At 43.3% G+C, this 15,765-nt stretch carries 15 protein-coding genes; 5 read left to right on the top strand and 10 right to left on the bottom strand.

What is annotated here, in order from left to right:
• Positions 1–7: 7 nt before the first annotated feature.
• Positions 8–1,021, top strand: coding sequence for a hypothetical protein (locus H6G05_RS02845; RefSeq protein WP_190576147.1), 1,014 nt, complete (start codon positions 8–10; stop codon positions 1,019–1,021).
• Positions 1,022–1,050: 29 nt separating this feature from the next.
• Here the strand turns inward: H6G05_RS02845 and H6G05_RS02840 are convergent, their stop codons facing one another.
• The 6 genes from H6G05_RS02840 to H6G05_RS02815 form a co-directional block, all read right to left on the bottom strand.
• Entirely contained in the window at positions 1,051–2,034 is a 984-nt protein-coding gene (locus tag H6G05_RS02840) for a beta-ketoacyl-ACP synthase III (protein ID WP_190576145.1), read from the bottom strand.
• Positions 2,035–2,184: 150 nt separating this feature from the next.
• The gene (plsX, locus tag H6G05_RS02835) at positions 2,185–3,228 is read right to left on the bottom strand and encodes a phosphate acyltransferase PlsX (RefSeq protein WP_094534988.1); all 1,044 of its coding nucleotides are present in this window, start codon (positions 3,226–3,228) and stop codon (positions 2,185–2,187) included.
• 403 nt (positions 3,229–3,631) lie between these two features.
• Entirely contained in the window at positions 3,632–4,543 is a 912-nt protein-coding gene (locus H6G05_RS02830) for a prohibitin family protein (protein WP_190576143.1), read from the bottom strand.
• 86 nt (positions 4,544–4,629) lie between these two features.
• Positions 4,630–5,250 carry a Uma2 family endonuclease gene (locus tag H6G05_RS02825; protein ID WP_190576139.1) on the bottom strand — a complete coding sequence of 207 codons (621 nt, stop codon included), beginning with the start codon at positions 5,248–5,250 and terminating at the stop codon, positions 4,630–4,632.
• Positions 5,251–5,276: 26 nt separating this feature from the next.
• On the bottom strand, positions 5,277–6,587 hold the full coding sequence (locus H6G05_RS02820; RefSeq protein WP_190576137.1) for an amino acid ABC transporter substrate-binding protein: 1,311 nt from the start codon (positions 6,585–6,587) through the stop codon (positions 5,277–5,279).
• A 188-nt stretch (positions 6,588–6,775) separates the two neighbouring features.
• Entirely contained in the window at positions 6,776–8,737 is a 1,962-nt protein-coding gene (locus H6G05_RS02815) for a cation transporting ATPase C-terminal domain-containing protein (protein ID WP_190576135.1), read from the bottom strand.
• 365 nt (positions 8,738–9,102) lie between these two features.
• On the opposite strand from H6G05_RS02815, the gene H6G05_RS02810 reads away from it, so the two are divergent.
• The gene (locus tag H6G05_RS02810; protein ID WP_190576132.1) at positions 9,103–9,690 is read left to right on the top strand and encodes a Uma2 family endonuclease; all 588 of its coding nucleotides are present in this window, start codon (positions 9,103–9,105) and stop codon (positions 9,688–9,690) included.
• A 38-nt stretch (positions 9,691–9,728) separates the two neighbouring features.
• Here H6G05_RS02810 and H6G05_RS02805 read toward each other — a convergent pair whose 3' ends face one another.
• Entirely contained in the window at positions 9,729–10,841 is a 1,113-nt protein-coding gene (locus tag H6G05_RS02805; RefSeq protein ID WP_190576130.1) for a DegT/DnrJ/EryC1/StrS family aminotransferase, read from the bottom strand.
• A 95-nt stretch (positions 10,842–10,936) separates the two neighbouring features.
• Positions 10,937–11,365 (bottom strand): cupin domain-containing protein, encoded by a 429-nt coding sequence (locus H6G05_RS02800; RefSeq protein WP_190576128.1) that lies wholly within the window; start codon positions 11,363–11,365, stop codon positions 10,937–10,939.
• An 84-nt stretch (positions 11,366–11,449) separates the two neighbouring features.
• Between H6G05_RS02800 and H6G05_RS02795 the strand changes: the two genes are divergently transcribed.
• The 3 genes from H6G05_RS02795 to H6G05_RS02785 all read left to right on the top strand — a co-directional run bounded on the left by H6G05_RS02795 (position 11,450) and on the right by H6G05_RS02785 (position 13,793).
• Entirely contained in the window at positions 11,450–12,025 is a 576-nt protein-coding gene (locus tag H6G05_RS02795) for a peroxiredoxin (RefSeq protein ID WP_190576126.1), read from the top strand.
• 139 nt (positions 12,026–12,164) lie between these two features.
• A complete protein-coding gene (locus H6G05_RS02790; protein WP_190576124.1) occupies positions 12,165–12,788 on the top strand; it encodes a response regulator in 624 nt (207 codons plus the stop codon).
• A 108-nt stretch (positions 12,789–12,896) separates the two neighbouring features.
• Positions 12,897–13,793 carry an alpha/beta fold hydrolase gene (locus H6G05_RS02785; protein ID WP_190576122.1) on the top strand — a complete coding sequence of 299 codons (897 nt, stop codon included), beginning with the start codon at positions 12,897–12,899 and terminating at the stop codon, positions 13,791–13,793.
• A 17-nt stretch (positions 13,794–13,810) separates the two neighbouring features.
• Here H6G05_RS02785 and H6G05_RS02780 read toward each other — a convergent pair whose 3' ends face one another.
• Both H6G05_RS02780 and H6G05_RS02775 read right to left on the bottom strand, forming a co-directional pair.
• Positions 13,811–14,650 carry a SirB1 family protein gene (locus H6G05_RS02780; RefSeq protein WP_322096319.1) on the bottom strand — a complete coding sequence of 280 codons (840 nt, stop codon included), beginning with the start codon at positions 14,648–14,650 and terminating at the stop codon, positions 13,811–13,813.
• A 65-nt stretch (positions 14,651–14,715) separates the two neighbouring features.
• Positions 14,716–15,576, bottom strand: coding sequence for a helix-turn-helix domain-containing protein (locus H6G05_RS02775; RefSeq protein WP_190576119.1), 861 nt, complete (start codon positions 15,574–15,576; stop codon positions 14,716–14,718).
• Positions 15,577–15,765 lie beyond the last annotated feature (189 nt).

Below are 15,765 nucleotides of genomic sequence, written 5' to 3'. Positions count from 1 at the left end.
TACTCGGATGTATCAAAAAATCATATCTCAGGCTTATCAAACCCTTGATAAACTACGGCAGCGAGCAGTCAGCGCTCCATCGGACATCGCCTTATTTATTAGCAATCTGGACGTGATTGAGCAAAGGTTGTTGTATCCACGCTATCAAAGATTTATCCAAGACTATCAACCATTACTCCATCGACCAACACCTGAAGAGCAAAAAATTGTCCAAGATCTAGAAAAATATGGGGTTGCGCTGGCAACTTTGGAGGATTTGGCAATTGCAGGTAGCGATCGCTTTTTTCTGGCTGCCAAAAATATCTCACAAGAGTTCAAATCCAATGCCCAAAATCCTCTATATAGAGGTAAACACACCTTAAACATTAATGCAGAGCAGATCATTCGTTACCCAGAGTTATTCTTGTGGGGCGCAGATGCCAAGCTTCTACGCATTATTGAAAACTATCTCAAGTTACCCGTTGCTTATGATGGCTTGTCTTACTACTACAGTCTTCCAGACGGGAGAGAATCTGGCCCTCGTAAATGGCATCGGGACAAAGAAGACTGGCAAATGATCAAAATAGGCGTTTATATCAATGATGTAACCGAAGATGGTGGCCCCTTTGAATGTGCCACTCCTGACGCAAATGAATTTCTATGTAGAAACTTAAGAACTAAATCTATACGCCGTTATAAAACTGCTTTTCATCATGAAATTCAGGAGATGCTACCCGAACATATGCAGGAAAATTGGTATAAAACCTGTACGGGTAAAGCAGGCACGGTGATTTTTGTAGATACAGCGCGATACTACCATCGAGGCAAGCCTCCTACTAAATTTGATCGATCGGCGATCTTTTTTGGCTATTGCAGTCGCAAGCCTAGACATCCATTTTTTTGTGGGCGATCGCCTCTCTCTGATGCAGAACTGCGATATATGGCAAGCCTTCTGCCTGAAGAGGTTCGAGACTCCGTGACTTGGCGTGATCGCTTGACAGGGTTAAGTAAATGGATTCCCAAAAATCGACTAAGAGTATAAACAAAAGGATTGCAAAGCAATCCTTTTGTTTATCCCCAACGCAAGACTGCTGAACCCCAGCTTAAGCCTGCACCAAAACCTGCGATCGCAATTAAATGATCGGGTTGAATTTTGCCAGCCTGTACCCACTCATCAAGGGCGATCGGGATGGAGGCGGCAGAAGTATTGCCATATTTACCCATATTGCTGACAGCCTTCGCGGGATCGATGCCAAAACGGTTGACTACAGCATCAATAATGCGCTGATTGGCTTGGTGCAGAATTAGCCAATCGAGATCATGAACTTCCAGATGAGCATAGTGCAAGGATTTTTCGATCACTTCAGGAACGCGCCTTACTGCAAACCGATAGACTTCCTGACCATTCATACTGATGGGTTCAAAGGTGCTACGTCCCAAATAATTGATATTGAGTAAATCATTACCCTTGCCATCACTTCGCATCTCGAAACCTAAGAGATGATCTTGGGGCTTACTTTCACTGCTAGCTTGCAAAACGACAGCTCCTGCGCCATCACCAAACAAAATACAAGTGCGACGATCTTGCCAATCTACCCAACGCGAAAGCACATCTGCGCCAATCAACAGGACATTTTTATAAACCCCTGTGCGGATATATTGCGAAGCCGTGACTACGCCAAATACAAATCCTGAACATGCCGCCACCAGATCAAAAGCAACGGCTCGTTCGGCTCCCAAGATTTTTTGAACTCTGGCTGCTGTGCCAAACAAGTCATCACTGGTTGAGGTGGACAGAATAATCAGGTCAATATCTTCGGGTGTAAGCCCTGCGGCAGCGATCGCCTTTCTCCCTGCTTGTGCTGCCAAATTTGCTACCGAATCATTCTCGCCATCAGCAATGTGACGCTCTCTGATGCCTGTACGTGAGGCAATCCACTCGTCAGTGGTATCTACCATCTGGGCGAGATCGTGATTGCTAAGTACGCGATCTGGTACTGCGGAACCGCTTCCGACAAAACGCACTCCGACGAGAGAAGATTCAATATTAGTCATTGGCTGTATTTAGTCTGAATAGCTGAATAAAGGCTGAATAAAAAGTGTTACAGCGCTTTGCACTGAAATAAAACTTCTATTTTTATGGAAATATTTGCCGAGAAACCGTTTCCATAAAAATAGAGAAATTTAGCCGATCTCGAAAGTAGGCTAAGTTGGTGGGTCATCAGGAGTGTCGTCCGCAGGGACAGATACTTTGGGCTTGATTTGACCGCGAATGCGATCGAGTACACCGTTATCGACTGCATCCTTGGCAACACGGATAGCGTTACGAATACTTACAGCGTTAGAGCTACCATGACTAATCACACAGATACCTGCCACACCGAGCAATAAAGCTCCACCATACTCATCGGCATCAATGCGCTCTTTCACCTTTTTGAGATTAGGTTTCAAGATTAATGCGCCCAGCTTGCCCCGCCAACCTTTAGGCAATTCTTCCTTCAGAATTTGCATGACGGCATTACCAACACCTTCAGCAAATTTGAGGACAATATTGCCTGCAAAACCGTCACAAACAATGACATCAAACTGACCTTTAAGAATGTCACGCCCTTCAGCATTTCCTGCGAAGGTAATTTGGGGATTATCTTGGAGCGCTTGGTGAACGCGAATCGCGAGTTCGTTGCCCTTACAAGCTTCTTCGCCGATATTGAGCAAACCAACTTTAGGCTCTTTAATCCCGATCGCATATTGGCTATAGAGCGATCCCATGATGGCAAACTGCTCTAAAAACTTGGGGCGACAGTCCACATTTGCTCCGACATCGAGCAGTAATACGGGTTTATGTGCGACTTGTGTAGGAAATAGTGCGCCGATCGCTGGTCGATCTACACCCGATAAGCGTCCTAAACGCAATAGAGCGGCTGCCATAGCTGCACCCGAATGTCCTGCCGAAACTACAGCGTCAGCTTGCTTGCGCTTAACTAAGTTCATGGCAACGGCGATCGAGGAGTTGGGCTTGCGGCGCAACCCTTCGAGAGGCTCATCATCCATTTCGATGATCCCTTCTGACGGCACGATCTCAAGGTGATCGCTTTCTTGATAGTTATGTTGCTTGAGGTAATTAGCGAGAATGTCGCGATCTCCCACTAGCGCGATATCTACACCCAATTGGGCTTGAGCTAATATTGCTCCTTCGATTATTTCGCGTGGGGCAAAGTCCCCACCCATCGCATCTACTGCAATTCTCACGTTTTGCGATCCTGTCTGCGTTTTCTGACTAAAACTGTAAAGAAACTGTAAAGAATTTTATTAAACCTAGCAAAAATTTTAACAGTTTGAGTCACCTCAACCATCAGCAATCTCAAGCAAGCCATAAGAGATTTTTTAAAAGTGTTGCTTTGCAACACTTTTAAAAAATCTCTTATGGCTTGCTTTTGGGCGTTATATAGCTATCGCCACCTGTATCAGAACAAATCAAAACCCAAATAGTGTGAGGCGGCGCTTCGCGCCGCCTCACACTATTTGGGTTTTATGTCCTCACAAGAATGGCGATAGCTATATGCCAAGAATTGGTGGTGCGGCGCTTCGCGGCGCACCACCAATTCTTGGGTTTTAAAAGCAAAAAATGGCTGCGCCATTTTTTGCTTTGGGATTATGGTGCTGGCGCAATAGCTCTAGCAGCTTCACGATCAACAGGCAAAATTAAAGGTGTATTTTGACTATTGCCAAGAATTACTAGTTTAGAGTTTTGAGATTGCGCTAGTTTTTCAGTCGCTTCAATTTGTCTTAGTTGCAACACTGCGGGAGTAAGCCCTTCCGCCAAGATTTTTTGAGCATCAGCGCTACCCTTTGCCTCGATTCGTTTGCGATCGGCTTCTTGCTTCTCTTTTTCTAAGACAAATTTCATTTGCAAGTTTTCCTGCTCAGCTTTGAGGCGTTGCTGAATGGCTGCTTGCAAAGTCTCAGGCACTTTCACGTTTCGCAATAGAGCCTCATCAACAATGAATCCGATCGGTGCAAGTTGCGATCGCAATTTTTCGGAAAGTTTTTGACTAACTTCTTCGCGCTTAGTGGCATAAACTTCTTCGGCAGAATATCCAGCTACAATTTCGCGAGAAATCGACCGAAATCGCGAAATCACAATTTCGCTTTCTTCAGTGCCGATATTTAGGTAAATACTTGGTGCTTTAGCAGGATCAATTCGATATTGAATGCTGACATCAATCCCCAAAGCTAAACCTTCCTTAGAGGTTGCGCCAATTTCTTCTTTGAGATCGCGTAATCGCACAGAAAACTGCACTACATCCGCAAAGGGATTAATCACATGCAGCCCTGCGGTTAAGCTGCGATCGCTGACCTTCCCCTGAAAATCTTCTACGCCAACATTTCCCGCAGGAATCACAATTATCAATCGACTCAAGGCATTGATCGTAGTGACTAAAGCAATTAATCCTGCGATTATCTGAATCACCAGTTGGGCAATACGATTATCAACAATTTTTTTGTTATTAAAAAATACCAATATCGAGATGAGTGAGGCAATCGCGGAAACGATAAATGACATTTGTGTATACCTTCAAAATCACCACACAGATATTTTATTTTTACCATAAGATTTTTGATGGCGCGGCAAAGCCGCGCCATCAAAAATCAAAAATCTTTACCCGAATTAAAAATTTGCTCTGCGGTTAACGTTAGCTGTGGGAAAGCGTTCGATATCAAGCGATCGCCACCTCGAAATTGTTGTACTTCATATTCCCCATCGACAAGACTATAAATCGATAAGGTTGGCTGTTTTGGAAAACCGATATAGCGCCGCCCACCCAAGCCAAGATAATCAATAATCCAATATTCAGGGATACTTAAAGCTTCATAGTCTCTCAACTTCGTTAAATAGTCATCTTGCCAGTTGGTACTAACTACCTCAATCGCCAACCTAATTGTTTCGCCTTTAGTAATGGTGGAACGTTTTTTCCACAGGGGTTCAAATTCTAAGGCTGCTTGATTGAGGACGATCACATCAGGAATATAACCCGATCGATGAGAATTCATCGGTTTCACAAATGCTTGACGGGGAATGAAGCAATCCATGGAGTAGCGATCAATTTCTACTGCTAATTTTGTCGCCGTAAAACCGCCTACTTGTTCATGGGTTCCTGTTGGCTGCATTTCGACGATCGCTCCATCATAAAGTTCATAACGGCCATAGCCATCGGGATACCAATCGAGAAACTCTTCAAAGGTAATTTCCCTAGTCGCAGTTTGAAACATAAATACCTCTGCATTTACTGCCGCATTTAACGAAATGGCATCGAATAGAGCAAACCACCTTGCTTCCAAGTGCGATTTAGACCACGGGGAATATCTAGGGGCGCAAGATTGCGATTGTAGATATCACTGTAATTTCCCACTTGCTTAAGAATTTGGGTAGTCCAATCAGGAGCAAGTCCCAGCTCAATCCCCAAAGAGTCAGATGTGCCAAGAAATCTCGCCACCTCAGGATTTTTAGTATCCTTAAAAATCGTGTAATTATTCATATTAATACCCAATTCATCGGCGTAGAAGGTGGCATAGATTATCCATGTCACCACATCCCGCCAGCGATCATCATTACCAACTAGGGCTGGGCTAAGGGGTTCCCTCGATAAACTCAGATCGAGAATTTTGTGATCGGCAGGACGAGGTAACTTACTTCTCCATGCTGCAAGTTGTGATTTTTCCGAAGAAATTGCTTCGCAATCACCTTTTGAATAAGCATTCAAGACTTCATCGAGATCAGGCAAAATAATGGACTCGATCGCTATATTTGCTTCTTTGAATGTAGATTCCAGATTGGTGGCGTTGATACCTGTTTCCACACAGATTTTTTTGTCTGTCAGTTCTTTGAGCGAGATCGCCAATTCTTCAGTGGTTTTAGGTGTTTGTTGCTCCGTTTTGTTCCTCTCTTTGTCGGCGGAAGGTGTACTAGTAGGACTAGGAGTGGGAGAAGCCGAGGCGGTTGGTGAAGGCGACACAGAAGTTGCGGAACTGGGCGAACTCGTCGGAGAAGCTGTTGGTTTTGCCCCAATTCTGAGCATTACACCCTGACCATCAAAAAAAGTTGTAGGCGCAAAGGAAATATTCGTAGCGACATCACGGGTTAGAGTGCGGGTCGTATTTCGCATCAAGACATCGATTTCCCCACTTTGGATCGCTGCAAAGCGATCCTTGGCTAGCAATGGTTTAAACTCAACCGCTTTGGCATCCCCCAAGACTGCCGCCGCGATCGCTTGGCAATAGTCTACATCTAAGCCACTCCATACCCCTTTTTCGTCAACGTAGCTAAAACCAGATAACTTACCATTTACACCACAGATTAGCTTACCGCGAGCTTTCACCCGTTCTAAAATCCCCTCTGGAGCTTTATCTTTGATGGTGGTCGTTGCCGTTGGGGTCGCCGTCGCAGTTGGTGTGACTGTGGTGCTTGGAGTTGGTGCTGGTTGGCATCCTGACAGCAAAGCGATCGTCAAGCATGAAAAAAAACACCATTGCCTTAGAGATGTTTTTCTAGAGGGCATTTGGGCGTTACGTTCTAAAAAGGCAGCAGTTTTCGGTAAATGCTTAGGCATTAAGCTCATGGGTTTACTAATTTCTAGCGAGATTCGATCAATGGTCTATTTGCAGCTTACCTTGATTCGATTAAATCTCATCAGGATTTATAACCAGTGACCTTAAAACCTTAAATAAGTTGCTAATTTCTCTTTCTGTTGACGTTCTTAACTAGCAAGTTTTTCAGCCTTTTTAGCAAGCACAATCACTAGCTCGTTTTGATTAGTTCTTGCACCCAAAAAACAGCAGTAGCACTGAGAACTGCGATCGCCCATTCAACACCATTTAAGGGAACCGTTGACATCAGATCGCCAAACCAAGGAACTTGCACAAAGGCTATTTGACAAATAGTAATAAAGGATATGCCAAGAATCAGTGGCAAGTTGCTAAATACACTTTGACGAGCGATCGCACAGGCATGAAAAATCTGACTGAAACCAAGGGTGACAAAAGCCATAGATCGCGCTTGAGAAAATAGCGAGGGTTGACCTTGATACTTTAGCCAGAAGACTAGGGAAATGGCAGTAATCGTCGCGGTTACAGTTAGCAAAATGCGGAGGTAATTACTTGGACGCAACATGGTTTGAAAACGATGTGCTGGTTGAGATAGCAGACTCTCATGGGTAGGTTCAAGAGCGAGAGGAAAAGCAACAAGTGGGGTAGCGATTGCACCGACCCAGATTAATTGCAATGGTGGTATAGAAAACCCTGCGGCGGTATCCATTAGGGTTAGTACAGCTAGCGTAAAGGAACTTGTAGCTGTAAGTAAGGCGATCCGTTGCAACCGATCAAAGGTAGCTCTTCCTTCAAGAATCGCGATCGGTAAATAATGGAAGTCTTCCTTCGGTAAAATTAGTGCTGAACTATCTTGTAATTCTTTGCGACAAGTGCGATCGCAGATTCCGACATCGGCGGATCTGAACAGAGGAATATCTTCAATATCATTCCCAATTACAGCAACTGCTTTTAAAGGCTTTTGGCTAAATTGGGAGGATTCTCTTTGCCATTGGCGAATCCGCTCTTGAGGTGCATCAAAATAACTATGGGTTTCAATACCAATTACTTCACTAAATGCGGCTGCATCATCTTCAGAAGCTCTGATCAGTCCTCTCCACTCAATGCCAGCCCGACTCAAATCATCAAAGCTCAACACCACATCCGACTCGACTATTGGCACAATTTTAGTTACTCTGGCGATCGCATCTAAGACAGAAGGAAACCGCACCCATATTCTCTGTTTGGCAAGATCGCACATCCCCAATAATTGGACTTGTGTTGCAATGCGTAATAAATTTTGAGGATAGGTACTCACAATTAAAGCGGCAGCAGTCATCGCATTGATCGTAATTCCGCGTTGCCATGCAAAGCCGACCGCCGTAGTTGTCACTAACAGCAACATCCCAATCCAGACTTGACGTAGTTGACGCAATTCAGAATGGATAACTGAAAATGGCTTCTCTTTGATTAGAGCTGCTTGTTCTTGGGTGAAACGACTTGTTGCAATCACAATACCTTTCACGGTTCCTGTGGAAATTTCTGTTCCCGCATAGATCATATTGCTGCATTCAAGGGGTGGAGTTTTTTCTTCAAAAGTAAGCTCAGCTCGCTTAGCGCAAATTGCTTCACCGCCTAAATTAGTTTGATTTACTAGTAAATCCTCTGATGTCTCTAGTACGCGCAAATCCACATTCGGGCGATCGCCTTCGCGCAGCACTAAAATATCACCTAATACCAAATCCCGCGATGGCAGTTCCATCTCTTCACAATCGCGCAATACAATCACTGAATTGGATGGAGCATTTTGACGACGCTGAGGGCGATCACGACTGACCTTCTCTTTGGTCTTAATTGACCATAATGAAATTCCAAGCCCAGTTATGCTATGCAATACCCCTACAGAAATTAGCGCCCATCCTTCAGCTCCATTCCATTGCAAATAAATTGCTGATCCTAATAAAAGATAAGTTAAAGGATTGATTAAAGGTTGTAAGAGAACCTTGCCGATGGGACGCGATCGCGGTAGTTTATTGGCTCCCAAATGCCGCAATCTTTGCCGCGCATTAACATATGATAAACCTTCTATCGAAGATTCCAAAGCTGCCAATACTTGCTCTACGTCCATGTAGTGCCAAGGTTTTTGAATATCTGATAGAAAGTCAAATTTTGTCATAGTTTGATTTTGGGGCTTCCTTAATCTAGATGTGGCTATTATAGAGCGGAGATTTGAGTTTTTAAAATTTGCTAGCAATCACGATATATCGCTTCTGGAGTTTAGGGTGTGTAGCGTGAAGCGCCACCCATCCTAAACTTAAAATTCCACCATCTTTAGTAATACTAGAATTACACAATACTTACAGTTTATTGAGGCTTTAAGTAGTACAGAAATAATTTTGAAAGCGGCACTAATCCGTGCTTTCAAAATTATTTCTAGTTTTTTAAGTCAGCGAAAAGCTCTGTAGATGGCAAATGCGATAAACATCTTTCCACCATTAGACTTTGCTACAATTTTGTCATGCGTAATAGAGGACTTAAATTATGACTTTAGCTACAGCTAGCCCCTCTACCCTAATGACCATAGAAGGGTATCTCAACTATGACGATGGGACAGATACACGCTATGAGCTAGTCAACGGAGAATTAGTCAAAATGCCCACAGAATCCTTTGGGAACATTAGTATTGCTAAGTTTTTACTGTTTGAATTTGCTAAATATATACCGCTTGCCTTGATTCTTTACAATACTGAAATTGCAGTGTCAGGAAAAAGATCAACCTGTCGTATACCAGATCTCATGATAGTGACTGAAGAATCGGCAGCATATTTACAAGCATCGTCACGTAATTTTGTTTCAATGGTGATACCACCGCCTGTTTTGGTGGTCGAAGTTGTTTCTCCTGGGCAGGAGAATCGAGATCGCGACTATCGCTATAAGCGTACAGAGTATGCAGCTAGAGGCATTAACGAATATTGGATTATCGATCCTGAAATGCGCCAAATTACCATATGCCTATGGGTGGAAGGGCAATATGAGGACAAGATTTATACAGGTGAAATGCAAATTTCATCAACAGTAGTTGATGGCTTTGCTCTAACTGTCGAGCAAGTTTTAGCGTTTGGAGCATAAAAAAGCAGTGTATTGCACCGCTTTTTTATGACTTGAGGTTATTTGAGAATGTCTTTTAAGGTACTGACGACTCGCTCCTGTTGCTCTGTGCTTAGTTCAGGAAACATCGGTAAAGACAGTACGCGATCGCAGATATCTTCGGTAACAGGGAAATCACCTTTTTTATAGCCAAGATGTTTGTAGACCGATTGTAAATGCAAGGGCAAAGGATAGTAAATCATCGTGATGATATTTTGCTCTCGCAGTTGTGTCTGTACATAATCTCGCTTTCCTGATCCAATACAAACTGTATATTGATTCCAGACACTGCCTGTGCAATGGTGAGGAGTTACAAGGTGAGGAATATTTGCCTCCTTGAGCAAATCTGTATAGCGATCGCTAATTTCGCGACGTTGATCGTTCCACTTGTCGAGATAGGGTAATTTCACTTGCAAGAGAGCCGCCTGTAACGAATCCAGACGCGAGTTCATGCCGATATATTCGTGGTAATAGCGTTTAGGACTACCATGTTCACGCAAAATTTTTAATTTCTCAGCAACTTCCGCACTTTTGGTGGTCATTATGCCACCATCACCACAGCCACCGAGATTTTTGGTTGGATAAAAACTAAAACAACCGACATCCCCAATATTTCCTACTTTCTGACCGTTGAAAGTTGCGCCTGTTGCTTGGGCGCAGTCTTCGATCACATAAAGATTATGCTTTTGGGCGATCGCCATCAAACTCGTCATATCAACCGATCGCCCAAACAAATGTACAGGCATGATTGCTTTGGTGCGATCGGTGATGGCGGCTTCGATGAGATCCATATTGATATTGAAACTATGTGCTTCTATATCAACAAATACTGTTTTTGCCCCAGTCATGCTGATCGTTTCCGCACTCGCAAAAAAAGTAAATGGTGAAGTAATTACTTCATCGCCCTCCCCAATATCCAAGGCTCGCATTGCTAAATACAGAGCATCAGTACCTGAGTTGCAAGCAATACCATAATCAGAGCCAATATAGCTGGCAAACTCAGTCTCAAACTGACTTACGGTCTGTCCGCCAATGTATTGCCCTGATGCGAGTACTTCTAAGGCAGCTTTGTTGAGGCGATCGCCAATTTGTTGATACTGCTGCGATACATCAAAGGGAGGAATTTTATTCACGTTGAAACGATTCTAGATTGCCTCAACTATTTTAAACGCGATCGCCATTGCTTGTTATCAAAAAAAAGACAAGGGGCTTAAGCCCCTTGTTTTAATTATTTCTTTTCGTGACGTGCGTAGTCATCTTGGAAGCGAATAATGTCGTCCTCACCCAAGTATTCACCATTCTGTACCTCGATCAAGATCAAAGGGATTACCCCAGGATTTTCTAGGCGGTGCGCTGTACATTTGGGTACATAGGTCGATTGATTAGTGCTAATCATCGTTTCTTCTTCGCCACAGGTCACTTTTGCCGTACCTGAAACTACAATCCAATGTTCACTACGATGATGGTGCATTTGTAAACTCAGGCGATGCCCTGATTTCACTTCGATGCGCTTGATTTTGTAACCTCGTCCTTCTTCGAGTGTGGTAAAAGAACCCCACGGACGTTCTACAGTTGGGCCATGGTGTCCATGGATCGCTTCCCCATTTAAACTCGTAATGCTGGCAATCGCCGAAGGAGCTTCTTTTACTGGTGACATAACTGCAATTTAGAAAGCTGGTTGGTTATTAGGATAACATTAAGCCCAAGAATCGCGATTGAATTTTATTAGGATAGATGAGTTATGTCAGAATTCTTGCGCGTGGGTTGTCCTGCTCCAGATTTTGAGGCTGATGCTGTAGTTGATCAGGAATTTACAAAAATTAAGCTTTCTAGTTACCAAAAAAATCAAAAAAACAAATATGTTGTTCTCTTCTTTTATCCCCTAGACTTCACTTTTGTTTGCCCTACAGAAGTAATTGCCTTTAGCGATCGCTATGAAGAATTTGCCAACCTGAACACGGAAGTAATCGGCATTTCTGTGGATAGTCAATACGCGCATTTAGCTTGGATTCAAACACCCCTAGCGGATGGTGGACTGGGTGGTGATATTAAGTGTCCGCTTGTTTCGGATTTGACCAAGGCGATCGCCACATCTTTTAATGTGCTTGATCCTATAGCAGGTATAGCTTTACGTGGTTTGTTTATCATTGATAAAGCAGGTATTGTGCAACATGCCACTATTAATAATCTTGCCTTTGGACGTAGTATTGACGAAACCCTGCGTACTCTTAAAGCGATTCAACATACTCAGATCCATGATGATGAAGTTTGTCCTGTGGATTGGCAGCAAGGTATGGCAACCATCAAAGTCAAATAATAGAGATAGCGCTCTGCGCTATCTCTATTATTTGACTTTGGTTAACTACAGTACAAAATATCATTGTAAAATCGGTTAAGTTTTCCTTAATCAAAACTTAAATTGCACAACTCATCTCCATGGGGGAACCGAATAAGCAATGGCTGAACAAAAAAAAGCTGTTTTAATGATGCACACCGATCAAGCACAAGGGGAATTGTGGCAGACAGCTTTGGCAACTCAGCAATTAGAAGTGATTTGGGAAAACATTTCCTTAGATTTAGTGCAGTATTTAGAAAAATGCGATCGCCAACAGCTACCAGATCTATTGATTATGGACATGGCGATCAAAAGCCCTACTTCGGAGACATTGCAATCATCATCGGTTTGTCAATGGATATCTAAGCAACAGGCTCCAACCAAAGTTGTGTTATTTAATCCTAGACAAGAAAGAATTAAAGATATCGAACATAGTTGGGCGTTGAGGCGAGGGGCATCTGATGTGTTACCACGCCTATCGCCCGAAAATCTAATGGCTGAAGTTGCCAGAGTGACAGCTTTGATTGGCTGTTCATTGATTTCTCAGCCCTTGGAAAAAATTGCTAAAAGCTTAGGAGCTAACACTGCATCTACGCAACCTAGAGCGAGTGAGTTAGCAGTTAAGTCAGAAGTTGAGGCTCTAAAACCAAGTTCAAAATCTGAAACTAAAAATAGTTCTAAAGCTAATCAAAAATCGGATGCTGGGGAAGTAGTTATGTATCGGGGAGTAAGAATTAGGCGATAGAATTATCATAAGTTTCTGTGCAAAAATTACCCAAAACCGTAAAATTGAGACCCGTTGGGTCTCAATTTTACGGTTTTGGGTTTTGTAATTCACTATGTTGATCTACCTATGCCTAGCAATTTACCGCCGCAAAACTCACAGGAAGAGAAAGACTTTATCTTGTTTGCACAGCATGGCTGGGCGGATACTTACCATGACATTGCTCAATTAGCCCGATCGCTTGCAAACGCAAACACCGTTACCTATACCCCAGATCTAGGCTGGATCAATACTTGGCTAGAGATCGCCCCATTAATTAATAAGGTTGAAAAAGTCGCCCTAGAGGCGATCTCCACACATCCACAATTACCATGGCGCATTGTCGCCCATTCGATGGGTGGGCTAATTTGGCTAGAGGTTTTAGATCGCCATCCTGAATGGTTGCCCAAAGTCCATAGCCTATGTCTAGTCGCATCACCCATCGGCGGCTCCGATCTCGGCAGATTATTTGATCCATTCCGTTGGTTTCCCTTGATGGCGCGTGACCTTGGTACAAATCGTCGCCCCAATGCCGAAGCGATCGCCTCAAAAATTCCGACGCTTTCTATTGTTGGTGATATTGGTCATCATACCGATGGCACAGTGCCTGTGGGGTGTTCCCAGTTTGCCCATGCTAGTTTTGTGCGTTTAGAAAATATTCGCCATGCCCCTCTGAAAAATCATCCGAGAGTTGCTGATGCTGTACGTCAGTTTTGGGAAAATCCTATAATTGCACCGAACTCAACTGACCCTACATCACAGTTAATTTCTAAACTGCGATCGCTTGATCTCACCGAAACTGACAATCAAAATTTTGCCAAGGCGAAGTTAATTCAAACTGGTTTAGAAGGGACAAAACTCTGGGTTTGGACAAATGCTTTGCAGGTTATGCATGTGTTTGTCAGTGTGGGTGATCGCTGTGTTTATAGTGCTTACGCTAGTTGGCAAGCCAAAGAAAAACTAGCCATAATGCTCAAAACTTTATGAGGCGAGATTTATTCACATCACAAAGTCTTAGGTTTGATTTCTTCAATTAATTGTAAAATCACCCGACCATCCTCTGCATAGGGGACACTTTGCAAATAGTTTTCCAGATCAATCCTTGCTTCGGTATAGCGATCAAGTTGATAGCAAATTAAACCGCGATCGCGCCATTGGGTTGGTACATCAGGATTGAGCATCAGCGATCGCTCAATGGCAGCTAAGGCTTTGTCTGGCTCACGGCGGCGGAGGTAGATCAGTTTGAGATTGGTGAGTAACCGATCTAAAATGCGCCGCATACTAACAGGTTCGAGATATTCAGGCTGAAGCGGGATCTCATAGCCATATAGCTGTGTCAACTTAGCGGCACAGTCTTCAGGAAATAAAATTTCGCCCTTATTGTAGGGATCAATGAAAATCTCTAGATCAGGATGACGAGGACGAATAATAAAATGGGCTGGGAAACTAATTCCATCCATCGGAAATCCAAGGCGATCGCAAATCACCATATAAACCAGTGATAGCGACAGAGGAATACCTAAACGACGCTCTAAAACATCAGTGATGAAACTATTACGGGGATTGTAATAATCGCTGTCATTGCCGCAGAAACCTTGTTCGGCAAATAAATATTGATTAATTTCCTGCACCACCTTGAGTGGGTAATGCATTTTGGCAATTCGTGGTTGCAGATCCGCAACCATGCGATCAAAAATTTCTCGATAATGTCCGAGATCCATACGCGGATATTCTTCCCATGCGATCGCCAATGCTCCTTCGAGCAAATGGTCAATCGACATGTCCTGATCTGGTGTATGGGCAATTTGCCAAAACTTTTGCCGCGCTGGGGAAAGAGTCAACACAATATTTGTCTTTTGCTCAACTGGGAATTATGCACCGCGCAAAGCGCGGTGCATAGTTATATCTTCTAATTTAATGTGTATACCTGTCCGCTAAACAGAATGCGGGTAATACCCTTTTGGACAAGTTTAGGACGGGTAATATGAATCAAATCGCTAGGAAACTTAATCACACGCTGATTGTGATGAGAAAACCGTCTTGCTACCCGATGATTATCAAAAATTGGAATTGTTTTTGACAGTGACTCCTCAGGTGGAATTGCACCGAGGTCTTTAAAGTCCTTGAGGGGGCGAGTAATAATTTCGGCAATGCGATCGACGACGATATAGCAAATTAAAGGTAAATCAGCTCTGTCTAAGGGCAAGATTTCAAGGCGATCGCCAATACTATGACCACCACTGAGGTCGGCAAACATTGGTAAGCCAGAATCAGCATCATCTTCATCGGTGAAGTCTTGATCTAGCTCATCTTCATCTAGATCAAGATTATCTTCATCAACCAAGTCATCTTCATCTTCGTCTTCATCGTCCTCTAGATCTTCGTCATCAAGGTCGCTTCCTTCAATATTCAGGGTTTCATCTAGATTTTCATCCATCGCGATCGCCGTTTCATCACCTTGGTCAAAATTTGGTTCACAATCATGGTTACTAGCTTCAGGAGTTAGTGGCAAATCGTCAGGAATCAAAGCAAGCTGATTTACCTGAAAACCGCCTATATCATAATTGATCCGCGATCCTCTTTTTCCTTCAGCCTTTTTTTGACCTACCAATTGTCGATACTCCTCAGTAGGAATTAGCTCTTGTAGCAGTCGCAAGACCGTACTCGTACTAATGCCAAACTGCTTCGCCAACTGGGTCGTGGTCGCATCAGACTCACGATAGAGGCGAAGTATTTCTTGTTTATCATCCAGCGCAAGTTTAACAGCCATTGATTTGGGATACCCCGAAACCGCATCTACGAACCAATCAATATCTTAACGCTTGAGCGTAGGCGTTAGAGTTTTAATAAGTAAACTATTTGCAAAACTATTTGGTGAAAGTGTAAATCCACAAAGTAAATTAAAATTTCAAGCCTAGTAAACTAGATATTCCATTCTGGGTAGAGTTAAAATATGACG

Source organism: Phormidium tenue FACHB-1050, assembly GCF_014696925.1.
In the GTDB taxonomy this organism is placed as follows: Bacteria; Cyanobacteriota; Cyanobacteriia; order Pseudanabaenales; family Pseudanabaenaceae; genus Pseudanabaena.
Note: the sequence above shows the minus strand (reverse complement) of the source record. Positions and strands in the feature narration are given on the sequence as shown.